27 protein-coding genes are annotated in these 26,967 nt (G+C 71.9%); 11 read left to right on the top strand and 16 right to left on the bottom strand.

Annotated features, from left to right (window positions below; all coding sequences use genetic code 11):
* Positions 1-166 precede the first annotated feature (166 nt).
* Together pulA and AB0C17_RS06355 are read right to left on the bottom strand one after the other, a co-directional pair.
* Positions 167-5,662: a pullulanase-type alpha-1,6-glucosidase gene (gene pulA / locus AB0C17_RS06360; RefSeq protein WP_357476982.1), complete on the bottom strand. Its 5,496-nt coding sequence runs from the start codon at positions 5,660-5,662 to the stop codon at positions 167-169.
* Positions 5,663-5,804: 142 nt separating this feature from the next.
* Entirely contained in the window at positions 5,805-6,455 is a 651-nt protein-coding gene (locus AB0C17_RS06355; protein WP_357472580.1) for a cellulose binding domain-containing protein, read from the bottom strand.
* Between the two features lie 196 nt (positions 6,456-6,651).
* Between AB0C17_RS06355 and AB0C17_RS06350 the strand changes: the two genes are divergently transcribed.
* A complete protein-coding gene (locus AB0C17_RS06350) occupies positions 6,652-7,251 on the top strand; it encodes a GNAT family N-acetyltransferase (protein WP_357472583.1) in 600 nt (199 codons plus the stop codon).
* Between the two features lie 39 nt (positions 7,252-7,290).
* On the opposite strand, the gene AB0C17_RS06345 is transcribed toward AB0C17_RS06350, so the two are convergent.
* Positions 7,291-7,944 (bottom strand): GPP34 family phosphoprotein, encoded by a 654-nt coding sequence (locus AB0C17_RS06345; RefSeq protein WP_357381134.1) that lies wholly within the window; start codon positions 7,942-7,944, stop codon positions 7,291-7,293.
* A 198-nt stretch (positions 7,945-8,142) separates the two neighbouring features.
* On the opposite strand from AB0C17_RS06345, the gene AB0C17_RS06340 reads away from it, so the two are divergent.
* Entirely contained in the window at positions 8,143-9,654 is a 1,512-nt protein-coding gene (locus tag AB0C17_RS06340; RefSeq protein ID WP_357381132.1) for an APC family permease, read from the top strand.
* A gap of 48 nt (positions 9,655-9,702) precedes the next feature.
* On the opposite strand, the gene AB0C17_RS06335 is transcribed toward AB0C17_RS06340, so the two are convergent.
* Together AB0C17_RS06335 and AB0C17_RS06330 are read right to left on the bottom strand one after the other, a co-directional pair.
* Positions 9,703-10,092 (bottom strand): hypothetical protein, encoded by a 390-nt coding sequence (locus AB0C17_RS06335; protein ID WP_357381130.1) that lies wholly within the window; start codon positions 10,090-10,092, stop codon positions 9,703-9,705.
* 41 nt (positions 10,093-10,133) lie between these two features.
* A complete protein-coding gene (locus AB0C17_RS06330) occupies positions 10,134-10,859 on the bottom strand; it encodes a hypothetical protein (RefSeq protein ID WP_357472589.1) in 726 nt (241 codons plus the stop codon).
* Between AB0C17_RS06330 and AB0C17_RS06325 the strand changes: the two genes are divergently transcribed.
* Together AB0C17_RS06325 and AB0C17_RS06320 are read left to right on the top strand one after the other, a co-directional pair.
* On the top strand, positions 10,858-11,046 hold the full coding sequence (locus AB0C17_RS06325) for a hypothetical protein (RefSeq protein WP_357477296.1): 189 nt from the start codon (positions 10,858-10,860) through the stop codon (positions 11,044-11,046). The two genes, AB0C17_RS06330 and AB0C17_RS06325, sit on opposite strands and share 2 nt — an antisense overlap.
* A gap of 32 nt (positions 11,047-11,078) precedes the next feature.
* A complete protein-coding gene (locus AB0C17_RS06320) occupies positions 11,079-11,864 on the top strand; it encodes a hypothetical protein (protein WP_357476978.1) in 786 nt (261 codons plus the stop codon).
* Positions 11,865-12,305: 441 nt separating this feature from the next.
* On the opposite strand, the gene AB0C17_RS06315 is transcribed toward AB0C17_RS06320, so the two are convergent.
* Complete coding sequence (locus tag AB0C17_RS06315) at positions 12,306-12,959, bottom strand: DedA family protein (protein ID WP_357472595.1); 654 nt, start codon at positions 12,957-12,959, stop codon at positions 12,306-12,308.
* 23 nt (positions 12,960-12,982) lie between these two features.
* Complete coding sequence (locus AB0C17_RS06310; protein WP_357472599.1) at positions 12,983-13,339, bottom strand: VOC family protein; 357 nt, start codon at positions 13,337-13,339, stop codon at positions 12,983-12,985.
* A 156-nt stretch (positions 13,340-13,495) separates the two neighbouring features.
* Between AB0C17_RS06310 and AB0C17_RS06305 the strand changes: the two genes are divergently transcribed.
* The gene (locus AB0C17_RS06305; protein ID WP_357476975.1) at positions 13,496-16,351 is read left to right on the top strand and encodes an aconitate hydratase; all 2,856 of its coding nucleotides are present in this window, start codon (positions 13,496-13,498) and stop codon (positions 16,349-16,351) included.
* 131 nt (positions 16,352-16,482) lie between these two features.
* On the opposite strand, the gene AB0C17_RS06300 is transcribed toward AB0C17_RS06305, so the two are convergent.
* The gene (locus AB0C17_RS06300; RefSeq protein WP_357476972.1) at positions 16,483-16,938 is read right to left on the bottom strand and encodes a hypothetical protein; all 456 of its coding nucleotides are present in this window, start codon (positions 16,936-16,938) and stop codon (positions 16,483-16,485) included.
* A 90-nt stretch (positions 16,939-17,028) separates the two neighbouring features.
* Between AB0C17_RS06300 and AB0C17_RS06295 the strand changes: the two genes are divergently transcribed.
* A complete protein-coding gene (locus AB0C17_RS06295) occupies positions 17,029-17,208 on the top strand; it encodes a DUF397 domain-containing protein (RefSeq protein ID WP_357477278.1) in 180 nt (59 codons plus the stop codon).
* A 6-nt stretch (positions 17,209-17,214) separates the two neighbouring features.
* On the opposite strand, the gene AB0C17_RS06290 is transcribed toward AB0C17_RS06295, so the two are convergent.
* Entirely contained in the window at positions 17,215-17,568 is a 354-nt protein-coding gene (locus AB0C17_RS06290) for a GNAT family N-acetyltransferase (protein WP_357477275.1), read from the bottom strand.
* Positions 17,569-17,628: 60 nt separating this feature from the next.
* Here AB0C17_RS06290 and AB0C17_RS06285 point away from each other — a divergent pair, with 60 nt between their 5' ends.
* Positions 17,629-18,594: a hypothetical protein gene (locus AB0C17_RS06285; RefSeq protein ID WP_357476969.1), complete on the top strand. Its 966-nt coding sequence runs from the start codon at positions 17,629-17,631 to the stop codon at positions 18,592-18,594.
* Positions 18,595-18,677: 83 nt separating this feature from the next.
* A complete protein-coding gene (locus AB0C17_RS06280) occupies positions 18,678-18,884 on the top strand; it encodes a hypothetical protein (RefSeq protein ID WP_357476966.1) in 207 nt (68 codons plus the stop codon).
* 164 nt (positions 18,885-19,048) lie between these two features.
* On the opposite strand, the gene AB0C17_RS06275 is transcribed toward AB0C17_RS06280, so the two are convergent.
* The gene (locus AB0C17_RS06275) at positions 19,049-19,453 is read right to left on the bottom strand and encodes an SRPBCC family protein (protein ID WP_357476963.1); all 405 of its coding nucleotides are present in this window, start codon (positions 19,451-19,453) and stop codon (positions 19,049-19,051) included.
* A gap of 80 nt (positions 19,454-19,533) precedes the next feature.
* Here AB0C17_RS06275 and AB0C17_RS06270 point away from each other — a divergent pair, with 80 nt between their 5' ends.
* Together AB0C17_RS06270 and AB0C17_RS06265 are read left to right on the top strand one after the other, a co-directional pair.
* The gene (locus AB0C17_RS06270; protein WP_357472609.1) at positions 19,534-20,010 is read left to right on the top strand and encodes a YfbM family protein; all 477 of its coding nucleotides are present in this window, start codon (positions 19,534-19,536) and stop codon (positions 20,008-20,010) included.
* A 27-nt stretch (positions 20,011-20,037) separates the two neighbouring features.
* The gene (locus AB0C17_RS06265) at positions 20,038-20,814 is read left to right on the top strand and encodes a hypothetical protein (protein WP_357472612.1); all 777 of its coding nucleotides are present in this window, start codon (positions 20,038-20,040) and stop codon (positions 20,812-20,814) included.
* A gap of 10 nt (positions 20,815-20,824) precedes the next feature.
* Here AB0C17_RS06265 and AB0C17_RS06260 read toward each other — a convergent pair whose 3' ends face one another.
* Positions 20,825-21,556 (bottom strand): SDR family oxidoreductase, encoded by a 732-nt coding sequence (locus tag AB0C17_RS06260; RefSeq protein ID WP_357472615.1) that lies wholly within the window; start codon positions 21,554-21,556, stop codon positions 20,825-20,827.
* 95 nt (positions 21,557-21,651) lie between these two features.
* Between AB0C17_RS06260 and AB0C17_RS06255 the strand changes: the two genes are divergently transcribed.
* Entirely contained in the window at positions 21,652-22,500 is an 849-nt protein-coding gene (locus tag AB0C17_RS06255) for a LysR family transcriptional regulator (protein ID WP_357472618.1), read from the top strand.
* Positions 22,501-22,509: 9 nt separating this feature from the next.
* Here AB0C17_RS06255 and AB0C17_RS06250 read toward each other — a convergent pair whose 3' ends face one another.
* From AB0C17_RS06250 to AB0C17_RS06230, 5 genes are all read right to left on the bottom strand, one after another.
* Complete coding sequence (locus AB0C17_RS06250) at positions 22,510-22,989, bottom strand: GNAT family N-acetyltransferase (protein ID WP_357381097.1); 480 nt, start codon at positions 22,987-22,989, stop codon at positions 22,510-22,512.
* Between the two features lie 28 nt (positions 22,990-23,017).
* On the bottom strand, positions 23,018-23,626 hold the full coding sequence (locus AB0C17_RS06245) for an ATP/GTP-binding protein (protein WP_357381096.1): 609 nt from the start codon (positions 23,624-23,626) through the stop codon (positions 23,018-23,020).
* Positions 23,607-23,996 carry a DUF742 domain-containing protein gene (locus AB0C17_RS06240; RefSeq protein WP_357381094.1) on the bottom strand — a complete coding sequence of 130 codons (390 nt, stop codon included), beginning with the start codon at positions 23,994-23,996 and terminating at the stop codon, positions 23,607-23,609. The genes AB0C17_RS06245 and AB0C17_RS06240 overlap by 20 nt, the downstream gene beginning before the upstream one ends.
* A complete protein-coding gene (locus AB0C17_RS06235; protein WP_357476959.1) occupies positions 23,993-24,418 on the bottom strand; it encodes a roadblock/LC7 domain-containing protein in 426 nt (141 codons plus the stop codon). The genes AB0C17_RS06240 and AB0C17_RS06235 overlap by 4 nt, the downstream gene beginning before the upstream one ends.
* A gap of 64 nt (positions 24,419-24,482) precedes the next feature.
* Complete coding sequence (locus AB0C17_RS06230; protein ID WP_357472621.1) at positions 24,483-26,966, bottom strand: nitrate- and nitrite sensing domain-containing protein; 2,484 nt, start codon at positions 26,964-26,966, stop codon at positions 24,483-24,485.
* Position 26,967 lies beyond the last annotated feature (1 nt).

Raw genomic sequence — 26,967 nt, 5'->3', positions numbered from 1 at the left:
AACAACGAAGGACGCGTCAAGCTCGACGACAAGTCCCTCATCAGCAACAACGACCCCACCAACTGCGCCAACACCGTCGAGGACTGCTTCAACTGACCTGACGGTCCGGGGTATGCGACCGGCCCCCCGCCACTGTGACGTGGCGGGGGGCCGGTCGGCCGTACGGTCAGCTCTGGACGAACACCGCGACGCTGCGCGCGGGCACCGTGAACGTGCCGGCGCCCCTGTCGAACGACGCGGTACGCAGCGCCGGGTCGGCCGAGTTCCGCAGCACCGGGTGCAGCGCCACGTTCGCCCCACGCAGCCCGGTGACTGTCTGCTTCGCCGTCTCCGGGGTGGCGTTGAAGACGACTGTCACCGACTTCCACTTCCCGTCCAGTCCGCGCGCGTCGAGCGTCATGGTGAGCACGCCCGGCGTCTCCTTCGTGCCGGACAGCGGGAACGCCACCCGCTTCTGCACCTGCTCGGCGGTGTCGAGGCCGAACACCGGCGAGGACCGGCGGATGCGCAGCAACTCCGCGTACCGGGCGTCGGCCAGGTCGATCGCCGCGCAGTCCGGCACCAGCGACGGATCGGCCAGCAGCGGCTTCGCGTACGACCACTTGTCCTTGTTGTCGGCCTCCGGTGGCAGGCCGGCGCCGAACCCGTTGCCCTGGGCGCAGTCCCACCGGATCTGGTTGAACCAGTCACCGGAGTTGTACGAGTTGCGGTCCAGCGACTTCGAGCGCAACCGCTCCGAGCCGGTGGTGACGAACCCGGCGCCCTGCCCGAGCGCGGTGGTCGACAGCGCGAGCACCTGCATCCGGGCCCGATCCTGCGCCGAGGTCCCCTGCGGCAGCTTGTACGCCAGCGCGTCGTACAGGATCTCGTTGTCGTGGGCGTCGACGTAGGTGACCGCCTCGCCCGGCGCGGCGGTGTACCCGGCCGGAGCGCCGTTGTAGTCGACCTGCGCGCCGGTGACCCGCTTGCCGGTGGAGTCGGTGAACCGGTAGCCGCGCAGGTTACCGGTCAGCCCCACCTTGATCAGGTCGTGCTGGTGCAGCAGCCGGGCCCGCTGCTCGGCGGCCGAGCCGTTCACCTCGTCACCGTTCGGGTCGGTGTAGAGGCCGGAGGCGAAGCCCTGCACCCGCGGGTTGGCGTCGAACGGGCCGCCGCCGCGAACCGCGTCGCGGAGCCGGTCGTTGAACGTGCCGATGCCGGTGCCGGCCATGTTGGCCTGGGTCGCCTGGGTGAACCGGGCGTCGTCGGCGACCTCGCCGAAGTTCCAGCCCTCGCCGTAGAGCAGGATCCTCCGCCCGTCCACGCCGTCGCGGGCGAGCGTGAGCTTGTCCAGCGCGGCCCGTACGGCCAGGATGTTCGCCTTCGGGTGGTGGCCCATCAGGTCGAACCGGAAACCGTCGACCTTGTACGCCTTGGCCCAGGTGACCAGCGAGTCCACCACGAGCTTGCCCATCATGGCGTGCTCGGGGGCGGTGTTGGCGCAGCAGGTGGAGTTGGCGACGGTCCCGTCCTCCAGCAACCGGTGGTAGTAGCCCGGCACCACCTGGTCGAGCACCGACTTCGGGTCGGCGCCGGCGGCCGAGGTGTGGTTGTAGACCACGTCCATGACCACCCGCAGGCCGGCCTTGTTCACTCCGGCGACCATCTGGCGGAACTCGGTGGTGCGCTTCGCGCCGTTCGGGTCGGTGGCGTACCCGCCCTCGGGCACCGTGTAGTGCAGCGGGTCGTACCCCCAGTTGTAGCCGTCGGTGCCGGCGACCGCCGCGACGCACTTCTGCTGCTTGTCGGAGTCCGGCGGCAGCGCGTCCAGGTCGCAGTCCGGCCGGGCCTGGTCGGCCCGCTTCTCCGGGATGGTGGCGAAGTCGAAGGCCGGCAGCAGGTGCAGGTGGTTGACCCCGGCGTCGCCGAGCTTGCGCAGGTGCTTCATGCCGGCGGTGTCCGGGTCGGTGAACGCCAGGTAGGTGCCCCGCCGGTCGGCCGGGACGGTGGTGTCGGCGATGGAGAAGTCCCGCACCGACAGCTCGGAGATCTGCACCTTCGCCGCCGGCGGCGCGGCCGGTTTGCGCAGGTCGGCCCAGCCGGCCGGCGCGAGCGCCGGGTCGGTCAGGTCGACGATCTGGCTGTGTGTGGAGTCCGGCGCCAGCGCCACGGAGTACGGGTCGGTCACCGACGCGGTGACCATCTTCTGCGTGGCCGGCTGCCACGCCTGCACCCGGTAGCGGTAGTAGCGGCCGTTCCACGCCTTCGTGCCGCGCACCGACCAGACGCCGGTGCGGTCGTCGCGGCGCATCGCCACGGTGGCCGGCTGCGCCGTGGGCGAGTCGAACAGTTCCAGCGACACCGTGCGCGCGGTCGGCGCCCACACCGCCAGCGTGGGCACCCGTCCGGCGAACGTCGGGCCGAGCTTCGCGCCGGTCGCCGCCGCGTAGACGTCGTCGAGCACGCCGGGGATCTGCACGCCGGTGGCGGCGAGCAGCGCGCCCTCGGCGTCCCGCTCGGTGACCACGATCTGGCCGCGCAGCGCCGCCGGCACCTTGCCCAGGTCGGCGCGGTCCAGCGAGAAGGCGCGATAGGCCCAGAGATGGGGGTACGCCTGCCGTTGCGCCTCGGTCAACCCGTTGCGCTGCGCCCGCAGCGGGATCGTGGTGTACGTGCCGGTCAGCTCGCCGTCGGCGAGGCCGATCCCACCGGCCGGGGCGACGGCGAGCGCGTACCGCCTGCCGTCGGTCGGCCCGGTGGCCCAGGCGACTGTGGACCTGTCGATCCACTGCGCCTTCTGCTTGGTCAGGTCGAGATCCTTGGCGGCGCCGGACGTGGTGGTCGGCAGCAGCCGCCCCTTCACGCCGGCGAGCAGCCACACCTCGCGTCCGGCGGAGGCGAAGTCGAGCCGCTGGTCCTCGGGCTGGTCCTTCTCGTCGCCGGAATGAATGATGTAGCTCAGCCCGGTCGCCCCGGCGGCGAGGGGCACCCGGAACACCGCGCCGTACGCGTCGATCTTCTCCGGCTTGAGCGGGGCGGCCCAGTCGGTCGGGTTCGCCGCGCCGTCCCACAGGTGCAGGCCCCAGCCGTCGTACTTCCCGTCGGCCTTGCGCCAGTGGATCAGCGCGGTGTCCTGGGCGACGGGCGGGTCCGGTTCGCCGGTGGCGGCCTGCCTCGTCGGGTAGACCGCCGGGTCGCCCTGCTTGACCCAGACCTCGCCGGTGGCAGTCACGTCGATGGTGCGGTCGTTCGCCACGTCCTTGTTGCCGTCGCCGTCGATCACGAGGAAACCGACCGACTTCGCGCCGGGCTTGAGCTTTACCCAGGCGAACCGGCCGTAGGAGTCCTCACCGGCGAACGGCTGCCCGGCGGGCCACTGCGTCACGTACGCCGGGTCGATGTCGCCCCAGGCGTAGAGCCGCCAGTCGTCGTACCCGCCGGCCGGGCGCTGGTAGTGCACGATCGCCCAGTCCCGCGACGCGCCCTGCGCCGGGGTGCCGACCGTGCCGGTGGCGCGGGCGGTGGCGGTGCGGCCCTTGCCGTCGCGGACCACCGCCTTGTACTCCACCCGGGTGCCGCCGGGCAGGCCGGTAAGGTCGTGGTGCACGGTGTACGGCGCGCGGTGCGCGCTGCCGAGCAGCGTCCACTTCCCGCCCGCGACCCGGGCGGCGAACGTGACCGAGGCGAGCGGGTCGCCGGTGACCTGGGCGGTGACGGCGACCTTGCCGGGGACCGGGTCGCCGCCCGGCTCGGTGATCGTGATCTTCGGGGCCCCGGCCTGCGGGATCGCCCGGTCGGCCTTGAGCACCAGCGCCGACATGGCCGGCACGGTGACGCTCAGCTTGCCGTCCGTGCCGGCCGTCGCGCCCGCGGCGCCGCCGTACACGCCGGTGAAGCGGGCGCCGGCCGACCAGGTGTCCACTGTGACAGTCTGCGGTGTCGCGGCGTTGTTCACCGCCGCCACGTACTCGATCCGGTCGGCGGGCAGCACGCGGGAGAACGCGAAGACGCCCGGCCCGTCGGCCGCGTACCGGGTCACCTGCACGCCGTCGCGCAGCGCCGGGTGCGCCGCCCGCAGCTCGCCCAGCTCGGCGATGGTCCGGTAGAGCGGGTGGCGGGTGTCGTACTGGTCGACGGCGTGGGTGCGGGTGGTGCCGATCAGGTCGTCGTCGAGGTAGTCGGCGGTCCGCGAGGCGAACATGTCCTGCCGGGCGTCCTTGTCGCCGCCCGGCCCGGTGAAGCCCTGCTCGTCACCGGAGTAGACGACCGGCTGGCCGCGGGTGAGGAACATGAGCTGGTGGGCGAGCCGGCTGCGGCTCAACTGGGTGGCGTCGTCACCGCCGGCGGCGGCGACGAACGAGCCGATCCGGCCCATGTCGTGGTTGCCCAGGAACGTGGTGAGCCGGTTGGCGTTCGTGTCCCGCGCCGAATACAGGTCGTCCTTGGCGTAGACGTCGGCGAGCGTCCTGGCCGAGCCGTCGGCGGCGGCGTACCCGCGTGCCGCCTCCTGGAAGGAGAAGTCGAGCGTGGCGGGCAGCCCGCCCTGCCGTACGTACGTCGACTGGATCTCCTGCTCGGCGCTGTAGACCTCGCCGAACATGAAGAAGTCCTTCTTGCCGGCCTTCTTCGCGGCGGCGTCGATTCCGCCGGCGAACTGCGGCCAGAAGTCGAGGTTGGTGTGCTTGACGGTGTCGAGGCGGAACCCGTCCACGCCGACCTTGCCGATCCACTGGGCGTAGATGTCGGTCATGCCGCGGACCACCTCGGGACGCTCGGTCCACAGGTCGTCAAGGCCGAAGAAGTCGCCGTACTCGCTGTTCTCCCCGGCGAAGGTGGAGTCACCGCGGTTGTGGTACATGGTCGGGTCGTTGAGCCACGCCGGCACCTTGACCTTCGCGTCGGCCGGGGTGGCGAACACCGGGGTGTACGGGAACGACTTGTCGTTCACCGCCGGGAACCTGCGCGTACCGTCGGCGTAGTTGCGGTCCTCGAAGGGGCGCCCCTGCGCGTCGCGGTAGGGGGCGGTCTTCTTGTCCACGTAGCCGTACTTGTCCTCGGCGTACCGGATCACGTCGGCGGTGTGGTTGACGATGATGTCCAGGTAGACCTTGATGCCCCGCCGGTGGGCCAGGTCGACCAGCTTCTTCAACTCGGCGTTGGTGCCGAAGTGCGGGTCGACCTGGGTGAAGTCGGTGATCCAGTAGCCGTGGTAGCCGGCCGAGACGTCCGCGCCGGCGCCCTGCACCGGCCGGTTCTTGAAGATCGGGGCGAGCCAGATGGCGGTGGTGCCGAGACCCTGGATGTAGTCCATCCGGTCGATCAGGCCCTTGAGGTCGCCGCCGTGGTAGAAGCCCTTGTCGGCCGGGTCGAGGCCGGTGGTGAGCCGGCCGCCGGTCAGGCCGCCGGTGTCGTTGCGCCTGTCGCCGTTGGCGAAGCGGTCGGGCAGGACGAAGTAGAACTGCTCGGCCTTCGCCGTGTTGGTGGCGGCCTCGAGGAGTGCGTCAGGGGACGGCTCGCGGTTCCACTGGGGAGCGTTGCCGGCGGCCAGGACGTCGGGGGTGGCGGCCGGTCCGGCGGCGTCGGCGCCGAGCTGGTGGAGGGCCACCGGCACGCCGACGAGAGTGAGCACGAGGGAGGTGACCAGGGCGAGCAGCGCCTTGGGGGATATCGGCGGGGGTTTCATCGACGGCCTTTCTCTGGTCGCTGATTCGCCCGCACGCTAGCCCTTGCCGAAACATTCTGCAATACCTTGCAAACCATGCCGCAACAAAGCAGTTACCTTGCAAGGGAGGCGCATATGCCGGCCCCGCCCCGGGGTGCCGGACCTACCGCTCGGCGCAGGGCGTGCCGTCGACGGTGCAGCTCGCCGGACGCGTGCCGGCACGCTCGATGTGGAAGCGCACCGGCAACGACTGCCCGGGGGCCAGGTCGAATCCGCTGCGGTAGGTGAACACGCCGTCGGCGAAGCCGAAGACGCCCTGCTCGGCGCCCTCGACCCAGGCGGTGACCAGCCGGCCACCGGGGAAAACCGCCCGCACCGTCCAGCCGTGCGGCGTACGCGCGGTGTTGACGAGCAGCACCTCACCGATGAAACCGCCGTCGAAGGAGCTCATCACGCTGTACCGGCCGGCCACCGCCGAGGAGGGCGCGGGCGGCGAGGGCGGAGGCGGCGGGGGCAGCACCGGCCGGGCCACGCCCCGCGGGCTCGGCGGCGGCGCGGCCGGCGTCGGCCGTGCGGGCAGCATCGTGGACCGGGGTGACAGGCCCGGCACCGGCGCGGTGGCGGCGACCGGCGAGGGGCCGGTGGCGCTGACCGCCGTGGGCGTCAGCGGCATGCCGGGCAGCGACATCACCGGATCGGCCGGTCCGGCCGACGGGAACGTGCTGCGGCCCCGCACCGAACCGAGCGCCACCACCAGCAGGACCACCATCACGAGCGCCCCGGCGGCGACGAGGATCCAGGGGGACGAGGTCATGGCGGCCCCGGGCTGCGGTCCGGGACGACGCGTGCGGGACATGGTCCTCCTGTCGGGGTCCGGGCCAGAGTAGCCACCCGGACCGGGTCGCGGCGAGCATCGCTGTCGAGCCCTGCCGCACGGCACCGCACACCTGATACCTTGCACGCCGATCAATGACCACAATGGCTCGTCGAGCCGGTAGGACGGTTGGCCAGTGACTGAGTGGCAGGGCAGTATCCGGCGGGCGTCCGCGGCGGACGCCGCCGCCGTGACAGCGATTCTCGCCGAGGCGTTCATGCGGGATCCGGTGAGCGGCTGGGTCTTCCCCGACGACGACCACCGCGCGCGGGTCCATGCCGCCTTCTTCGGACCGTTCGTCGCGCTGGCGCTGCGCACCGGTGAGGTGTACGTCGCCGGTGACGGGCTGGGGGCCACGCTGTGGCTGCCCACCGGCGAGGGCCACGACGCCGAGGACAGCGGCGAGTTCGACGGGATGGAGGCCGCGATCGGCGCGGAGGCCATGAAGCGGTTCGCCATGCTGGACGAGATGATGAGCGCCCGGCACCCGGGTGAGCCGCACTGGTACCTGCCCTTCATCGGCGTGCACCCGGACCATCACGGCAAGGGCGTCGGGTCGGCACTGCTGCGTAACAGGCTGGCCGAGCTGGATCAGGCCGGCACGGCGGCGTACCTGGAGGCCAGTTCGCCGCGCAACGCCGCGCTCTACGAGCGGCTCGGGTTCCGGCGCCGCCCGGTCACGCTCGACCTGCCGGAGGGCCCCAGCCTCTACCCGATGTGGCGCGACCCGGCCTGACCGGTGCCGTCCCGCCCCGGCTCGGCCCGGGGCGGGACGTCATCGCCGTACCGTGGTGGTGCTGACGTCGAGCGCGCCCACGACGGCGGCCAGCAGCCCGTCGAGCTGCGCCGGCAGGAACCGGCGGCAGTCGCGCATCCGCGTGGCCACCTGCGGGTCGAAGATGTGCGCGGCCAGCCCGACCGCCTCGGCGAGCGTCGCCAGCAGCAGCGTGCCCGGGTCCAGCTCGGCCGGGGACGAGTGCATCAGCATCGCGGTCAGCCGCACCCGCGGTGAGGCCGCCTGGTTCGGGTCGTTGGCCGGCCAGCGCACCGCGCGGCCGATCAGCTTGCCCTGCTCGCGGCGGAGCACGCCGGCGGTGACCAGCCGGGTGCCCACCCGTTCGTTGATGTTGAGCTGGGTCCGCAGGTAGCGGATCCACAGCCGGGCCGGATGCGCTCCCTCGCGGCGCAGGATCTCGGTTATCAGCAGGTCGGTGAGCGGCTCCTGCCACAGCCGCGGATCCACCGCGGCGATCCCCCCTCCGTCGAGGGCGATCCGGCCCTCGAACATCAGCTCGGCGAGCGCGGCGCCGGCCAGCCCGCACTCCAGCCGGTCGACGGCGACGTGTGGCTTGCCGGTGAACTCGTCATGTCCGATAAGGAACAGCGCATCCGCAAGCCGGTAAGTGGCCTGCGCCCCGGGGTAGGTCATGGTCCATCCTCGAACGGTGGCCGTGATCGTCGACACGGGACGGTACGGCATGACCACGCACAGCTCAATTCCGCCGGATCACGCGCACCCCAATCGATATCGAAGCGGGGTTGTCACAATACGTGATCACCAATACCCTGCTTCAGGTTGTTCCGAAGTAGACACCTCAATTCCCTTACCCCCTCCCCTGGAGAAGCCTTGTCCTCCGATCCGTTCTTCTCCGACGGTGGGCTGCGCCGCGGTCGTCTCGGCACCGCTCACCTCGTCTTCTTCACCGTCGCGGCGTCCGCCCCGCTGACCGTTCTCGGCGGTGGTGTGACCACCATGTACGCGGTCAGCGGCAACATCGGCGCCGCGCTCGGATACGTGCTGCTCGCCGCCGTGCTCGCCGTCTTCGCCACCGGCTACGCCGCGATGAGCCGGTACGTCGCCAACGCGGGCGCGTTCTACGCGTACATCGCCAACGGCCTCGGCCGGGCCGGCGGGGTGGCCGGCTCGGCGGTCGCGCTGGCCGCGTACAACGCGATCCAGATCGGTCTGTACGGCCTGCTCGGCGCGATCCTGGGCGACTTCATGGACGCCAAGACCGGCATCAGCCTCGACTGGTGGGTCTGGGCGCTGCTGGCCTGGGTGTTCATCGGCGCGCTCGGTGTGCTGCGCATCGACCTCAACGCCACGGTGCTCGCGGTGCTGCTCATCCTCGAGTGCGTGGCCGTGCTGATCTTCGACCTGGTGGCCTTCGCCAACCCGGACGGCGGCGCCGTGACCACCGCGGGCATCAGCCCCGGCCACCTGTTCGGCGCCGGCTTCGGCGCGGTGCTCGCGTTCACCATCGCCTCCTTCACCGGATTCGAGAGCGGCGCCATCTACAGCGAGGAGGTCAAGGACCCGCGGCGCACCGTGGCCCGGGCCACCTACATCGCTGTCGCGTTCACCGGCCTGTTCTACGCCTTCTCCGCCTGGGCGCTGACCGTGCTCACCGGCCCGGAGAACGCACCGGCGGCGAGCGCCGAGGCCGGTCCGGGCATCATCTTCGGCGCGCTCGACCAGTACACCGGCGCCGTCGTCGCGGACATCGCCAACGTCCTGTTCATCACCAGCGTGCTGGCCGCCCTGCTGTCGTTCCACAACGGCGTGGCGCGCTACCTGTTCGCGCTCGGCCGGGAGCGGGTCCTGCCGCGCTTCCTCGGCGCCACCTCCAGCCGCAGCGGCGCGCCGGTCGCGGGCTCGGTGGTCCAGAGCGTCCTGGCGGTGGTGGTGTTCCTGGCGTTCGCGATGACCGGCCGTGACCCGGTCATCGACCTGTTCACCTGGCTGTCCGGCGCGGCCGCTGTGGGTGTCGTGCTGCTGATGACGCTCACCTCGGCCGCCGTTGTCGGCTTCTTCCGCGGCCGTCCCGGCCCGGAGAGCGCGTGGCAGCGGTCGATCGCTCCGGCGCTCGGCACGATCCTGCTCACCGCCGTGCTGCTGGTGCTGCTGTTCAACTTCGACGCGCTGCTCGCCCCCGACACCGCGAGCTACCTGAAGTGGCTGCTGCCGGCGATCCCGGTGGCGGCGGGCGTGCTCGGCCTGCTGTGGGGCGTGGTGCTGCGCACCAGCCGGCCGGAGACGTACCGCCGGATCGGCCAGGTCACCGAGGAGGGCCTGCACGAGCCCGGCCTGCACCCGGCCCCCGAGGCCGAGCGCTGGGCCGGCGCCCACCACCGCTGACACCGGTGTGGCGGCCGGCCCGCGCGGCCGGCCGCCACAGCGGCACGATCAGGCGGTACGGATGACGGTGCAGATCATCGGGCCGTCGTCGGTGGCCCGCAGCAGGTAGCGGTAGCGCTCGCCGGGCACCGCGCCGCCCTGGCTGTCCAGGAACTCCCAGCGCACCGCCACCTCGGTGAGCAGCGCCGAGATCTGCTGTACGTCCTCGATCTGCGCGTTGGCGGCGACGAGTTCCCGCTCCTGGTAGTCGGGGGCGGCGCCGACGAAGCTGAGTGCCACCGCCGCGGGCGAGGTGAACGAGAAGCTGTAGGTGTCGGCGACCACCAGCCCGGGCAGGGCGTAGCAGCCGGCGATGGCCGGCACGTCGGCGGTGGTCAGCGCCACGCCGTACCGGTCGAAGAAGTCGGTGAGCGTGTCGAGGTCGGTGGAAGCCGTCACGACGCTCCTCATTACCGGCCCGCGCCGGCGGCAAACCTTCCTCAGCGCGGCGGGACCCGCACCTCGATCTCGGCGCCGAGGTGCGCGCCGCCGCTGAGGCCCAGGTCGTCGCCGCTCCAGAACCGGCCCGGGTCGTACCAGTTGGGCCGCCGGCCGGCGGGCAGCAGACCCATCGCCTCGTAGGTCACCGCCACCACCTCGGCGCAGTACGCCGTCTCCAGCGCGTTGTCGCTGTTCCTACCCCCGTCCGCGGTCTCGCCCCCGTCCACACTTCCGCCTCCGTCACCGGTGCGGCCCCGGTCGCCGATCCTTCCCGTGACGGCACCGAGGTTCAGGCGGCGCGGATCCGGCAGCCGGCCCCGGGCCCACCGCCAGGCGAGCTGCGCGGTGGACGGGAACGGCGTCCCGTCCAGCCGTGCCACGGTACGCAGCACCGCCTCCTCCATCGCGGTGTCGGCCGGCGGTTCGAGCTGGCGCAGCCAGCCCCGCTGGCCGTACCGGTTGGCCCAGACGCAGACCGCGTCCCGCAGGTCGTGCAACTGCACCCCGCGCTGGTGGGTGCCGGTCCACATGTCCGGCAGCGTTCGGCCCAGCTCGGCGTGCCACATCAGCGGCGGCATGTCGTCGAGCACCACGGCCATGCCCACGTGGTTCACCGGGCTGTTCGTGGTGAACTGGATGGCCCGGTCGGGCACGCTGCGTCCGCGGAACACCCACAGATCGCCGGTACGGGTCAGCTCCACGGCCTCGTCCAGGCTGATGCTCATGGAGGACTACCCTATGCGGATGCGGCAACGGATGCGGTGGTGGAAGGTACTCGGTCTCGCGGGTCTCGCCGGCGTCGCGGCGACCGGAGTGGTGGTCGCCCGGGCGGAACGGCGACGCCGGGCGTACACGCCGGAGGAGATCCGGGACCGGCTGCGCGAGCGGCACACCAAGGCCTCCTCGTCCTGATCGGACGGTCGGATTCTCCTACCATCGCAACGATGGAGACCGTTTTCTGGGAGAGTCCGTTCGTCCTCGATCCCCCACCGGCCGCCGTGGAGCGGCACGGCGACGTCGACCTGCACGTGCCCACCGGCGACGGGCGGCATCCCGCGGTGGTCGTCGTGCACGGCGTACCGGGCCCGCCCGACGCCCCCGACGCGCGGGACTGGCCGCTCTACCGGGGTTACGGCGCGCTGCTCGCCGAGGCCGGCGTGCTGGCCGCGATCCCCCGGCTCACCGTGGCGAGCCCGGACGACATGTACGCGGTCGCCGCGCGGGTGGCCGACGCCGCCGCGCACCTCCGCGCCGATCCGCGCGTCGATCCCGACCGGCTCGGCCTCTGGTTCTTCTCCGGCGCCGGCCTGCTGCTCGGTGACTGGCTCCGCGACCCGCCCGCCTGGCTGCGCGGCGTGGCCGCGACCTATCCCCTGCTGGCCCCGCTGCCCGGATGGCCGCCGGTCGACCCGCGCTTCCGCCCGATCGACGCCCTCGACCCGCCCGCAGACGCGGTCGTCGACGCCGCACGGGGGGAGGGCGCGACGCGGCCGGCGGAGGGCGCGGCGCGGCCGGCGCTCGTGCTGACCCGGGCCGGGCGGGAGCGGCCCGAGGTCGCCCCCACCATCGAGGCGTTCACCGCAGTCGCGCGGCGGCGCGGCATCCCGCTGCACGTGGTGGACGTGCCGAACGGGCAGCACGGCTTCGACGCGCTCGATCACACAGAGGAGTCCCGCGCCGCCGTCCGCACCGCCCGAGACACCCTGCTGACCCTCCTCACCACCCCCTGACCCCACCCCGCCCCGTCCCGAGCACAGGCCGCACAAGATCTTGGTACGAAACGGCCCCTCTGAGGGCCGTTTCGTACCAAGATCTCCACCGACTCACCACCCCGCCCCGGCGATCATGAAGTTGACTGCGGCCTCTGTCTGATTTGTCGCCGCCAACTTCATGATCACCGGGTCGAGGGCGGGGGAGGGCGGAGGGCAAGGGCAGGGACGGGGGTAGGCGGTCGGTCGGCGCCAGGGATCGCGCGCACCCCGTCCACCCGGCGCACTCCGACCGGCCGGGCCCCGCCCGCGCTCCATCCCGCTCTCCTCCCCTGCCTCCCGCCCTCATCGCCATCGGTGATCAAGGAGTTTGGGTCACTGCGAGAGCCGCCGCAGGACGCGAACTCCTTGATCACCGGGAAGGGCCCCCGGGGGGCGAGGGCGGGAGGGGGGCGGGGTGGGTCAGCGGTCGGCTGTGGGGAGGGGGGTGGGCTCCTCGGGGGTCTCCACCGGCTCCAGGCGCTTGGCGCGGCGGCGCAGCCACGCGGTGCTGGCCACGCCGGCCAGCACCGCCAGCACCAGCCCGGCCCAGGAGATGTCCTTGAGCCAGTGCTCGGCGGCCTGCCCGACGTAGAACAACAGGTAGGTGGTGCCGAACGCCCAGACCAGCCCGCCTGCCGCGTTCGCGACCAGGAACCGGCGGTACGGCACGCGCAGCGCCCCGGCGAGCGGCCCGGCGAGGATGCGCAGCAGCGCGACGAACCGCCCGAAGAACACCGCCCAGACGCCGTGCCGGGCGAAGCTCAGCTCGGCGCGGGCCAGGTGTGCCGGGCCGAGGTGTTTCGGGAAGCGCCGGCCGAGCCGTTCCAGCAGGGGACGGCCACCGCGCCGGCCCACCGCGTACCCGATGGAGTCGCCGACGATGGCGCCGGTGGCCGCGGCGGCGGCCACCCACTCGGGCCCGACCGCGCCGGTGGCGGCGAGCAGAGCGGCGCTGACCAGCACGATCTCGCCGGGGAGCGGGATACCCATGCTCTCCACGCCGATCACGCCGCCCACGAGCAGGCAGATCAGGGCCGGCGGGAGCGCGGCGAGCCAGTGCTGAACGTCGACCACCAGTCGACCCTACCCGCGCCGGGTCAGCCCGCGGGGGCCAGGAACTCCAGCCGGTTGCCGTGCGGGTCGTACGTGTGGAACCGCCGCATGCCGGGAATCTCGTCGTCGCCCCAGGTCACGGTGTGCCCGGCGGCGTCCAGGCGGGCGGCCAGCTCGTCCAGGTCGGTGCGCACGAGCGCGGGGTGCGCCTTGCGGGCGGGACGGAAGTCGTCCTCGACGCCCAGGTGCAGTTCGGCGTCGTACCCGGTGAACCAGCAACCACCGCGGGCGGCGAGGGCCGGGGGTTTGGGCTTCTCGGTGAGGCCGAGCAGGCCGGTGTAGAAGGAGCGGGACGCGTCCTCGGAGCCGCGGGGGCAGGCGAGCAGGACGTGATGGATCATGGTGGCACCTCCTCGTCCCGCAGCGTGGCACGAGGTTGCGTGAATAGCAAGACGGACGTACGGTTTTGTAGAGACCGACGCAGGTAAGTGTTGCCTAAGCAGGGCAGCGCCCCGGTCGGTGCGACAAACTGCTCAGGACTACTCACGGTCGCTGGTGTGAAGGAGTACGACGTGGCGAGCCTCGACACCTTCGGTGCGAAGACCCAGCTACGCGTCGGAGACGCGAGCTACGAGATTTTCAGGATCGACAAGGTGGAGGGCCACGAGCGGCTGCCCTACAGCTTGAAGATCCTGCTGGAGAACCTGCTGCGGACCGAGGACGGCGCGAACATCACCGCCGACCACATCCAGCAGCTCGGCGCGTGGGACGCCACCGCCGACCCGAGCGTGGAGATCCAGTTCACCCCGGCCCGGGTGCTGATGCAGGACTTCACCGGCGTGCCCTGCGTGGTCGACCTGGCCACCATGCGCGAGGCGGTCCGTGACCTGGGCGGCGACGCCACAAAGGTCAACCCGCTGGCCCCGGCCGAGCTGGTCATCGACCACTCGGTCATCGCCGACCTGTTCGGCCGCGAGGACGCCTTCGAGCGCAACGTCGAGCTGGAGTACGAGCGCAACAAGGAGCGCTACCAGTTCCTGCGCTGGGGCCAGACCGCGTTCAACGAGTTCAAGGTCGTCCCGCCGGGCACCGGCATCGTGCACCAGGTCAACATCGAGTACCTGGCCCGTACGATCATGGAGCGCAACGGCCAGGCGTACCCGGACACGGTCGTCGGCACCGACTCGCACACCACCATGGTCAACGGCCTGGGCGTGCTGGGCTGGGGCGTCGGCGGCATCGAGGCCGAGGCCGCGATGCTCGGCCAGCCGGTCAGCATGCTGATCCCCCGCGTGGTCGGCTTCAAGCTCTCCGGTGAGATGCCGGCCGGCACCACCGCCACCGACCTGGTGCTGACCATCACCGAGATGCTGCGCAAGCACGGCGTGGTCGGCAAGTTCGTCGAGTTCTACGGCCCGGGCGTGAGCGCCGTGCCGCTGGCGAACCGCGCCACCATCGGCAACATGTCGCCGGAGTACGGCTCGACCGTGGCGATCTTCCCGATCGACGCCGAGACCATCCGCTACCTGGAGCTGACCGGCCGCGACGCACAGCAGGTCGCGCTGGTCGAGGCGTACGCCAAGGAGCAGGGCCTCTGGCACGACCCGGAGCGCGAGCCGGAGTACTCCGAGCGCCTGGAGCTGGACCTCGGCACCATCGAGCCGTCGCTGGCCGGCCCGAAGCGCCCGCAGGACCGGGTGCCGCTGGGCAGCGCCAAGACGCTGTTCCGCGCCGCGCTCAGCGACTACGTGGCAGCCGACGAGACCGGCGGCGACCCGGGCCGCAAGCCGGGCGTGCCGCAGCAGGAGAAGCCGTTCGGCGCCGACGGCCCGGCCGACGAGGCGTCGGCCGAGTCCTTCCCGGCCAGCGACTCCCCCGCCAACGGCGTGAACGACCCGGCGGACGCGCCGCGCGACCTGGAGACCGCCGCGGTCGGCGCGGGCGGCCGGGCCAGCAATCCGGTACGCGTGACCGGCGCCGACGGCGTCGAGTACGAACTGGACCACGGCGCCGTGGTGATCGCCGCGATCACCTCCTGCACCAACACCTCGAACCCGCAGGTCATGATCGGTGCCGCGCTGCTGGCCCGCAACGCGGTGGAGAAGGGCCTGGCCCGCAAGCCGTGGGTGAAGACCACCCTGGCGCCGGGCTCGAAGGTCGTCATGGACTACTACGACCGCGCCGGCCTCACGCCGTACCTGGAGAAGCTCGGCTTCAACCTGGTCGGCTACGGCTGCACCACCTGCATCGGCAACTCCGGCCCGCTGCCGGAGGAGGTCTCCGCCGCCGTCAACGACGGTGACCTGGCCGTCGTGTCGGTGCTGTCCGGCAACCGGAACTTCGAGGGCCGGATCAACCCGGACGTCAAGATGAACTACCTGGCGTCCCCGCCGCTGGTGGTCGCGTACGCGCTGGCCGGCACCATGGACATCGACCTGGCGAACGAGCCGATCGGTGAGGACTCCCAGGGCAACCCGGTGTTCCTGCGCGAGATCTGGCCGAACAGCGCCGAGATCCAGGACGTCATCGCCTCGGCGATCGGCGCGACCGGCTTCAGCGCCGCGTACGCCGACGTGTTCGCCGGTGACGAGCGCTGGCAGTCGCTGCCGACCCCGACCGGTGACACGTTCTCCTGGGACGGCGAGTCGACGTACGTGCGCAAGCCCCCGTACTTCGAGGGCATGCGGCGCCTGCCGGCGCCTGTCTCCGACATCGGTCCAGCTCGGGTGCTGGCCAAGCTGGGTGACTCGGTGACCACCGACCACATCTCCCCGGCCGGTTCGATCAAGGCGGACTCCCCCGCCGGCAAGTACCTGGCCGAGCACGGCGTGGCCCGGCACGAGTTCAACTCGTACGGCTCCCGCCGGGGCAACCACGAGGTGATGATCCGGGGCACGTTCGCCAACATCCGGCTGCGCAACCAGCTCGTCCCGGGTGTCGAGGGCGGCTTCACGGTCAACCACCTGACCGGCGAGCAGACCTCGATCTACGACGCCTCGATGGCCTACCAGGAGGCGGGCGTCCCGCTGGTCATCCTGGCCGGCAAGGAGTACGGCTCGGGTTCGTCGCGCGACTGGGCGGCAAAGGGCACCATGCTGCTGGGCGTGAAGGCGGTCATCGCCGAGTCGTACGAGCGGATCCACCGCTCGAACCTGATCGGCATGGGCGTGCTGCCGCTGCAGTTCCCGGGCGGCGAGACCGCCGAGTCGCTGGGCCTGACCGGCACGGAGACGTTCTCGATCAGCGGCGTCACCGCGCTGAACGACGGCGACACCCCGCGCACCGTCAAGGTCACCACCGACAGCGGCGTGGAGTTCGACGCCGTGGTCCGCATCGACACCCCGGGTGAGGCGGACTACTACCGGCACGGCGGCATCCTGCAGTACGTGCTGCGCCGCATGATCGCGAGCTGAACCCGCGGGGTCAGGGACCACGCCGTGGTCCCTGACCCCGCGGCGGCGAAGCCGCCCGGAGGGATTCCTCCGGGCGGCTTTTGCGCTGTTCGCGTGCTCGCACGGGAGGTGCGAGGGAGCGGTTCTGTCGGCTACGAGGTGTAGTTGTTGTCCCGGAAGTCCGCCGCGCACTTCAGCGAGTCGCCGAGATCGACGCATACCTGCAGTCCGGCCTTCATGATGTCGCGGCTGGTGTTCAGCACCTTGCCGTCGTACGGACCCCACGCGTCGCCGCCGCAGGTGCCGTCGTCCTCGTGCCACGCGCCGTTGGCCCAGCTGCCGTCCCGGAGCAGGGCACGCGCCCGCGCGATGACCCGGAATCCGTCACCCGGGCAGGTGTCGTTGATGACCCAGTTGTTGTACGTCACCGAACGTGTCGAGGTGAAATTCAGATCCGCGTATGTCGATCCACCCGAGTCACCACCGGACGGATACGTCTGGACGTGCGCGTAGACGTGGCCGTCGGCGGCCAGCGCGGGTGTCGCGCCGACAAACAGCAGCGCTGCCGACACCATCCCGACGCCGAGGGCATTGCGAGCGAAGCGCATGTGGGAACTCCTTCTCACTGGGTGTTCAGTCGATCACGGACGGCGTTCATGCTCTCCGCACCAGAGCGCCCGAGTCCAGCATCTAATCGAATTCAGTCACTTCCTCCGAGCGGCGCCCGGTGGCGCGAGAGCAGCGGCGGCGACTGCGTCGAGGCCGCCGGCAACCTGCCCGGCGTGGTCGGCGGCCGCGACTCGAAGGACCCGGCCGGGCCGGCACTCACCTTCACCCCGGCCGCGTGCACCCGGTTCGTGACGTCGACTCGCCGCTGAGCCCGGTCAGGCCAGGCGCGCGGCGTACACGTGCGCCGGATCCCCCGATTCGGACGTGGTCGCACGCTCGAAGCTCAGCCCGATCCGCTCCGCGACCCGCTTGGAGGGCGCGTTGTCCGGGTGGATGATCGCGACGAGGCGGTCGACGCCCAGCCGGCAGCGCGCGTGGTCGCGACACGCGGCCGCCGCCTCCGTGGCGAATCCGCGACCCTGCACCCCGGCCCGCAGGTGGTAACCGCATTCATGCGAAATTGCAATTCGATGATGCCCCTCGCCCCCGATCGCACATCCGACACTGCAAACAATCGACGTCCATGATTCGTTGACACGCTCCGAATTCCGTCGATACGTTGCCGACATCGCGATGCACAACGGGGCGCTCCAGTTTCGATCCGGGAATCGAACACTGGGAAGGATTTCATGAAGACGACGATCAGACTTCTGGCCCTGCCGGCCCTGATCCTGCCGGCGATCCTCGCCGGCACGCCGGCACTGGCCGGTACCGGCACCGCCGCAGGCACGGCCGCTCCGGCCGCTGTCACGTCGATCGAGCGAAAGGCGGGGTCGTCCTCGCAGGCCAGGGCCTACTGGACGGCCGAGCGCATGGCGGCGGCCACTCCCGCCGACGAGGTGGAGAAGTCCGCCGGCCCGGTCACCCAGAGCCCCACGGCGGAGCCGGTGCGGCGCTTCGCGGAGGCGGTGGCGCCGAAGGACGGCAGCGGCTTCGGCACCCAGCTCAACGAATCGATCACGGTGGGGAAGATCTTCTACACCAGTTCCACCGACGGCCTGGGCCACTACTGCTCGGCGAGCGTGGTGAACAGCCCGGCCCGCAACATGGTCTTCACCGCCGCGCACTGCGTGCACGACGGGCCGGGACGGGACTGGCACACCGCGAACTGGATGTTCGTGCCATCGTACCGCAACGGCGCGCAGCCGTACGGCACCTGGGACTGGTCCACGCTCGCGGTGCCCAGCGGCTGGATCAGCACCCGTGAGCGGCAGTACGACGTGGCCGTCGCGCTCGTCTACGGCAGCCGGTCGATCGTGGACGCGGTCGGCGCGAACGGGCTGCTCACCGGCGGTGGCCGGGAGTACCACTACGACATCTTCGGCTACCCGAGCAACAAGGACAGCGGCGAGATCCAGTGGGTCTGCTCGGGCACGTCGAGGGACGCGGGCAGCAACCGGATCGAGATGAACTGCGGCTTCGGGGGCGGTTCGAGCGGCGGCCCGTGGTACTACAGCTACGACAACACCACCAGACGTGGTGACGTGCACGGGGTGATGAGCTACTCGAGCGGCTCGAACACGAACGGCTCGCCGTATTTCTCCGCCGCTGTGGTGGGGACGCTCTACAACACGTACGCGAACGACACCTGGTGACCGGCGGTCCGCCTGGTGTGCCGCCCGGCGCGCCAGGCGGACCGGCACCAGGCGGACCGGCACCCGGCCCCGGAGGAGGCGACATGTCCCATCGTGTGCTGCTCGGCGCGGCCGCCGTCGCGGCGCTCGCCGTCGCCGCGGCCGTCGTGGTCCTCGCGACGCGCGACGGCGACGCAGGGCGACCCGAGCCGCCCGGCCCGGTGGTCGCGACGCACAATCCGAGCCCCGGCGCCACCGACCCCGCCGAATACTGGACCAGGGAAAGAATGCGGGACGCGGTCGGCGACTGAATCGCGAATTGTGTTCGGTGGATCGCGTGGGCCGGATACTAACGCCGACGCACAATTCCCATTAAGCCGGCGTGCGTGCCGGCCACCGTTCACGGAACGGTGTCGGGCTAGACCTCTACGAGGGCCCCGACGGCATTCCCCGCCACGGCGGCACGGACAGGCGATCAGCCGCCGGCGCTCTCCAGCACGGCCTTGAGCCGGGCCAGGTCCGCCTCGACCAGCGCGGTGTCCCGGTCGAAGTCCGCGTCGCTCATGCCGGGCGGCCGCCGCAGGCTGAACACCACCTCGGTCGCGTCGCCGTCGGCGATGGCGCGCAGCGGCACGTACACCGTCTCGCCGGACGGCGTCAGCACCTCGTGGTCGAGCACGCCGTACTCGTTCGCGGGAGCGAACGTCAGCCGCGCCCGCCCTTCGGGCGTGTCCACGAACCACTGACCTTCGACCCGGGCCACCGAACCGCCGAGGCCCGGCGCCCAGCGGGGCAGGTTCGCCGGGTCGGCGGCGAAGGCGTAGACCTCCGCCACCGGACGGTCGATGTGGACGCTGAGATGCCGGGATTCACTCACCACCCGCCGATGATGGCACGGGTGTCCGACGCTCACGCTAAGCTGCCGCGGATCGCGACAGACCACCCCTGGGAGACGACCACATGGGCATGGTGTTCACCGCACGCCGGCTGTCCGGCGAGCAACTGGCGACGGTGCTGGCCGACCCGGAGACGGTCGGCACACTGTTCGACGGCGGTCCCGACGAACTCGACCTCGACAAGGCGTGGCACGGCCTGCACTACCTGCTCAACGGCACCACGTACGAGGTCCGCGGCGACGCCGGGCCGGCGATCGTCGGCGGCGACCCGATCGGGCCGGACCTCGGCATGGGCCCGGCCCGGCTGCTCATGCCCGACGCCGTGCGCACCGTGGCCGCCGGGCTCGACGCGGTGGACGACGCGACGCTGCGGGCCCGCTTCGACCCGGCGGCCATGTCCGAGGCCGAGATCTACCCGCACATCTGGGACGACGGCGACGACGAGTTCGACAGCTACCTGCTGCCGAACTTCGCCGCGCTGTGCACCTTCTACCGCGACGCGGCGGCGCGCGGAGAGGCCGTGCTGCTCGCCATCACCTGAGTCGCCGGAAACCGGTAGCGTGCCGGCGTGGGGCTCGACGCGTACGTGTCCTGCCGCTGCTGGCAGGACGGCCTCGCCGCGCCCTGCCCGATCGGGCCGGTCGGATACGACGAGAACGGCGTGCTCACGCTGTTGCGGCCGTGGGAGGGAAACGAGGCCGCACACGACACGTTCCTCGCCTGGGTGGACAGCGCCTGTCCGCACGAGACCATGGGTCTGGTGAACGAGCACGCGTCCAACTGGTCCGGCGTACGCCTGTTCCAGCAGGCGTTGCGCGCGGCGGGCGAGCATCGCTTCCCGACGCTCGCCGCCGCGCTGCCGGACGTCGGCGACGGCCCCCTGCCGGCCGACCGGGCGGCGGTCGCGCTCGCCGAGCTGGACGCGTTCGTGCGCACCGACCGGGTCATCGACGAGGTGGAGCTCGTCGACGAGGCGACCGGCCGGGTGCTCATGCCGTACGTCGAGGTCTACCGCGGGGTGTTCATGTACGGCCCGGGCTTCCAGGCCGGCGTCGATCCGGACGGCTTCTTCGTACAGGACCGCGCCGACCCGCCGGTGACGCTGTTCCGGGCCGTGCGGTGCGGGCAGCGGCCGCTACCCGGCGACCGGGTGGAGTTCTCGGTCGGCGGGACGCGGACGGTGGTGGCGATGCGGCCGGTGAGCGATCACGGTGAGCCGCCGCCCGAGCGGCTCGCGGTCCGGACCCGCAGCCGGTCGGGCGACGACTTCGCCTACGTCGTGGAGCCGCTGCGCCGGCTCTGCGCGGCGTCGGTCGCGACCGGCAACCCGGTCATGTGGTGCTGACGAGCCGCGCTCACCACGGGATGACGCCCGCGTCCTCGAAGTAGCCGCCGGTCGGCCCATCGTCCGGCAGCGTCGCGAGCCGGATTCCGATCGCCGCGCCCTGCTGCGGCGTCCGCACGCCCCGGAAGCCGTTCAGGTCGGTCGCGGTGAACCCCGGGCAGGCGGCGTTGATCAGGATGTTCGTGCCGGCGAGCGCCCGCGCGTACTGAATGGTCACCGCGTTGAGCATGCTCTTCGACGGCGAGTACGCCACCGACAGCGGGCCGGTCTGCTCCTCTCCGGTGGAGGCGCTCTGCCGGGTCAGCGAGCCGACGCCGCTGGACATGTTGACGATCCGCGGCGACGCCGAGCGGCGCAGCAGGGGCAGCATCGCCTCGGTCACCCGGACCACCCCGATCACGTTCACCTCGACCGCGGTCCGGATGGTCCCGAGGTCGACGTCACCCGGGTGCTGCGGCACACCGCCGGTCACGCCCGCGTTGTTGACCAGCACGTCCAGACCGCCGGCCTCCGTCTCCAGCAGCCGGGCGGCGGCGGTCACGCTCGCGTCGTCGGTCACGTCCAGCGGTACGCCGAACGCGTCCACACCGCCCGCGCGCAGCTTCGCGACCGCCTCGGCGAGCCGCTGCTCGTCCCGGGCGCCGACGCCCACCCGCCAGCCGAGCGCCCCCAGGCCGGCCGCGATCTCGTACCCGATTCCCTTGTTCGCGCCGGTCACCAGCGCGATCGTCCGTTCGCTCATGGTCTCGATCCTGTCCGCGCGGCGGCCGGGCCTCCAACACCACTTCGGTAGCGGGCGATACCCGGCGGGTATCGATCCGGCGGTACGGTGGCGGGATGGAGACGCGGGAGCTTCGCTACTTCGTCGCGGTCGCCGAGGAACTGCACTTCGGCCGCGCCGCGCGCCGCCTCGGCATCGCCCAGCCGCCGCTGTCGCGGGCGATCCGTCAGCTCGAACGGCGCCTCGGCGTGACGCTGCTGGAACGGGACAGCCGCCGTGTCGCGCTCACCGCGGCCGGGTCGGTGCTGCTCCGCGAGGGCCGGGCGGCCCTGGACGCGGTGGACGCCGCCGACCGCCGCACCCGCCGTGCCGGCGAGGCCGCGCACGGCGGCGCCGGGCTGGTGCTGGTGACGAAGGCGGGGGCGTCGAGCGAGCTGCTGCCGAAACTGCTCGACGCGTACGCCGCCGAGCCGGACTCGGTACGGGTGGAGGTGCTGCTGTCCGGCATCGGCGAGCAGGAACGGCTGCTGCGCGACGGGCGGGCCGACGTGGCGTTGCTGCACCTGCCGTTCGACTCGATCACCGGGTTGGACACCGAGGAGCTGGTGACCGAACAGCAGGTCATGGTGCTACCGGCGACGCACCCGCTGGCCGGTCGGGCCCAGCTGCGGATGGCCGACGTCGAGGCGCTGCCCGACCTGCCGCTGCCGCGCTGGCCGCTGCACGACGGCACCTACCCCGACGGGCCGGGCCCCGAGGTCCGGGACCACTCCCAGTTGCTCCAACTGGTGGCGCTCGGGCGTACCGCTGTGGTGCTGCCGGAGTCATGCCGGTCGTTGCTGTGGCCGGACATGGTCGCCGTGCCGGTGCCGGACGCCCCGACGGTCACCACGGTCATCGCGTGGCCGCCGCACAGCCGGTCGCGGGCGCTGGCCGCGCTGGTCCGCACCGCCACCCGCCTGTAGGAACCGGCGCTACGACAGGTCCTTGCGCATCTGCTGGGTGACCACCCGGTAGCCGGACGTCTCGTACAGCCCGCGTGCCGTCTCGTTGGTGCCGAAGACGTTCAGCTCCAGCGCCCGGGCGCCGTGCTCCCGGGCCGCCCGCTCGCCGGCCGCGAGCAGCGCCCGCCCGAGGCCCCGGCCCCGGTGCCCGGCGGCGACCTCGATGTCGTAGAGGAACGCGCAGCCGGCGACACCGCGCGGGTGGGTCAGGCCGATCCACAGCCAGCCGGCCGGTGAGCCGTCAGGCAGCTCGCCGACCAGGAACAGCATGCCGGGCGTGGCCATGCCCTGCGGCAGGAAGCCGGCGGTGGCCTCCCGGGCCCGGTCGAGCGCCTCCTCGGCCGTCCAGTTACCGGCCGTGACGTGCTCCCGCGCGTACCCGGCGGCCAGCTCCTCCTGCCAGCTGTCGAACTCGTCCGGAGTCATCGCCCGGACTGTCACCTCGGTCATCGCCACTCCCCCGTCGATGTGTGACCGGTCAGTCCTCGGCGGCGCGGCGGCGTGCCTCGCGCAGCTTCATGGCGTGCTCCAGCAGCGTGATCAGCACCTCCTTGGCCGACTCCCGCTTGCGCGCGTCGCACAGCACCACCGGTACGCCCGGGTCCAGATCCAGCGCGGCCTGCACCTCGTCGAGACGGAACTGCTTGGCGCCCTCGAAGCAGTTGACCGCCACCACGAACGGCGTGCCGCGTCCCTCGAAGTAGTCGATCGACGGGAAGCAGTCGGCCAGCCGGCGGGTGTCGGCGAGCACCACCGCGCCGAGCGCGCCGAGCGCGAGCTCGTCCCAGACGAACCAGAAGCGGTCCTGTCCGGGCGTGCCGAACAGGTAGAGCACCAGGTCGTCGCTGATGGTGATGCGGCCGAAGTCCATCGCCACGGTGGTGGTCGACTTCTCCTCGATGCCGGACAGGTCGTCGATGCCGATGCCGGTCTCGGTCAGCACCTCCTCGGTGCGCAGCGGCTTGGTCTCGCTCACCGCGCCGACCATTGTGGTCTTGCCGACGCCGAACCCGCCCGCGATCAGGATCTTGATCGCGGTGGGCAGCGGCGCGGCGCCCGCCGGCCGCTCAGAGCGCCCGTAGTCCATTGATAACCGCCTCGAAAACATGCTCGTCGGGAAGGCCGGCGGGGGTCGCGCGCGGCTCGCGTACCTGTACCAGGCTGCGGGCGGCCAGGTCTCCGAGGAGGACCCGGACCGTGCCCACCGGCAGGTCGAGATGGGCGGCGATCTCGGCCACGGAGAGGATCCGCTGGCATAGGCCGACTATCGCCACGTGCTCCGGGCCCAGCCCGGACTCCGACCCGACATCGGTGCGGGTCGAGGTGACCAGCGAGATCAGGTCGAACGTGCCGGTGACCGGGCGGGCCCGGCCTCCGGTCACCGCGTACGGGCGCACCACCGGGCCGGCGTGGTCGTCGACCCACTCCTGCTCCGCGGAGTCCCTCCGGCCGGTCATCGTGCCGTGTTCTCGCCGAGGGGCTGTTCCCGGGTGGGTGACGCGACGAACCGGCCGACCCGGGTGACGAGCATGGCCATCTCGTAAGCGATCAGGCCCACGTCCGCGTCCTCCGTGGCCAGCACCGCCAGGCAGGCGTTACGCCCGGCCGCTGTGACGAACAGGAAGGAGGACTGCATCTCGATGATGGTCTGCTGTACGTGCCCGCCACCGAACCGTTTGCCCGCGCCACGGGCCAGGCTCTGGATGCCCGCCGCCATGGCCGCCAGGTGCTCACCGTCGTCGCGGCTCAATCCGCGGGACGAGGCCATCAACAGTCCGTCGGTGGAGAGCGCCACGGCGTGCTCCGCCTGCTTGACCCGGCCGACCAGGTCATCCAGCAGCCACGTCAGATCCGCGCTCGAAGCCGTCTTCTGCGCCACTCGTCGTCCTCATCTTCCCGGCTGTGTGCCGTCAGCTTCCGGTCCCGTCGCGTCGACGTCCCGGTCAGGTAACCTGCTCGTCCGCGTCGGCCGGCGCACCGCCGGCCTCCCGCGCTCCGCCGAGCAAGCGCGCGGCATCGGTACGGCCGCGTCGCGTGCCGCTCTGGTAGGAACTCATCATCCGGCGCACCTGCTCCGGTGCACGCGCCGTGTCGTCGGCGTCGTCGTCGTCCGCCCCGGTCTGGTCGTGCCGCAGCTCCGGCACGATGCTGGCCTGGCGTACCCGGACCGGCAGCCCCACGTCGGTGACGGGCGCCGGCTCCGGCTCGGATGCCGGCGCCTGCGCCTGCGCCGGGGAAGGCTCGGCCGCGTCCGCCGGGGCGGCGGGCCGGCGTTCCACCACCGCCAGCTCCGTGGTGGGCGCCGCCACCGCGGACTGCCGCTTGCGGGTACGCGCCGGCAGCCCGGAGGGGGTCAACCGGGGTGCCTGCGCCACCGGCTCCGGCACCTGCGGGGCGGGTTCGGACGGCTGCTCCGGCTCGGGGCCGCCGTCCGGGCCGGACGGGGTCGCCGGCTCGGACACGTCGCCGGGCGGCGTGCCTCCCCCCGGATCCGGCACCGGCGTCACCGGCAGGGGCGTCCCGGGGGCGGGCAGGTCGTCGGGCGTGCCGGCGGCCGCGATCAGCTCACGCGGGATCAGCACCACAGCTGTCGTCCCGCCGTACGCGGACTCCTTGAGCTGCACCTTGACGCCGTGCCGCTCGGTGAGCCGGCTGACCACGAACAGGCCGAGCCGGGCCGCGTCGGCCAGGTTCAGCTCGGAGCGGTCGACGATGCGCGCGTTGGCGGCGGCCAGCTCGTCGGCGCTCATCCCGAGGCCGCGGTCCTCGATCTCGATGGCGAAGCCGTTCGCCACGAGCTGACCCCGGACCTCCACCGTGGTCTGCGGCGGCGAGAAGGAGAGTCCGTTCTCGATCAGCTCGGCCAGCAGGTGGATAACGTCACCGACGGCGCGGCCGGTCAGCGACACGTCGCCGAGCGGGCGCACGGTGACCCGGGTGTAGTCCTCGACCTCGGCGACCGCGCCGCGCACCACGTCGACCATCGGCACGTTGCGCCGCCAGGCCCGGCCCGGCGTCGAGCCGGAGAGCACGATCAGGTTCTCCGCGTTGCGCCGCATCCGGGTGGCCAGGTGGTCGACCCGGAACAGGTCCTCCAGTTCCTCGGCGTCGTGTTCCCGCCGCTCCATCGCGTCCAGCAGCGTGAGCTGCCGGTGCACGAGCGCCTGGGTGCGCCGGGCCAGGCTGAGGAACACGTCGCGTACGCCGCGGCGCAGTTCGGCCTGCTCGACAGCGGTGCGGACGGCGGTCTCCTGCACGACGTTGAACGCCTTGCCCACCTGGCCGATCTCGTCGTCGCCGAACTGCAAGGGTGGCGCCTCGCGGGCGACGTCCACCTCCTCGCCGCGGCCCAGCCGTTCCACCACGCTCGGCAGCCGCTCGTGGGCCAGCTTGAAGGCGGCCTCGCGGAGCCGTTCGAGCTGGCGTACGAGCGCCCGCGCCGTGGTGATCGAGACGACCACGGAGGCGATGACGGCGATCAGACCGAGTCCGGCGGCGAGCACCAGCCGCACGATGACGCCGATCGCGACGGGCATGGCCCGGGAGACGATGTCCTCACCGCCGGCCAGGATCACCTCGCGCAGGTCGGCCATCGCCTTCTCGGCGGCGGCCTGCCACGCCGCGACGGTCACCGGCGGGCGCACTTCGGCGCCCTTGGCCGCGAGCACCTGGTCCTGAAGTGTGCGGAGCTGCTGGAACGCCTCGCCCTCGACCATCCGTTCGAAGCGGACGCGGTCGCCGGGGGCGAGTTCCCGGGCGGTACGGTCGGCGAGGAACCACTGCGCGCCGACCAGGCGGGCGAACGCGGTCTGCTCGCCCACCGTGATCCGGTTGGCCGCTATCGCGCCGGTGAGCAGGGCGTCCTGTTGGGACAGCAGTTCCCGGGACCGGTTGAGGTCGATGAGCGCCGCGGTGTCCTTGGCGATCTCGTCGTCGTCGAGGCCGCCGAGGGCGTCGAAGACCGCGAAGATCCCGTCGACCGCCTCGTCGTACGCGAGGAGCGTGCTGGTCCGGTCGATGGTCTTGCGGCTGACGTCGGCGCGCACCTGACCGAGCTGGTCCAGTTCGGTCTTCAGCTCGTCGAGCCGCCGCATCAGCTCCTCGCTGGCCGGGATCTCGGTGCGCCAGTCCCGTACCGAGCGCCACAGGGCGGTGGCGGTCTCGTCGGTGCGGGCCCGCTGGGCCTCCAGCTCCCGCAGCCGGCTCGGGTCGGACTCACCGAGGTAGCGCAGCGACAGCCGGCGCTCGGCCTGCAGCTCCTGCAGCAGCGGGTCGCTCGGCTCGAACACGCGCGCGTTCAGCGTCTGCACGCCGAGCAGGTTGAACCCGTCCCGTACGGTCACCCACGCGGCGAACGCCCAGAGCGCGGTCAGCGACAGCAGCAGCGCGATGATCTTCGTACGGAGATTCGTACTGCGGGAACCCATC

Origin of the sequence: Micromonospora sp. NPDC048887 (genome assembly GCF_040649715.1) — a bacterium.
Classification (GTDB): domain Bacteria; phylum Actinomycetota; class Actinomycetes; order Mycobacteriales; family Micromonosporaceae; genus Micromonospora.
Note: the sequence above shows the minus strand (reverse complement) of the source record. Positions and strands in the feature narration are given on the sequence as shown.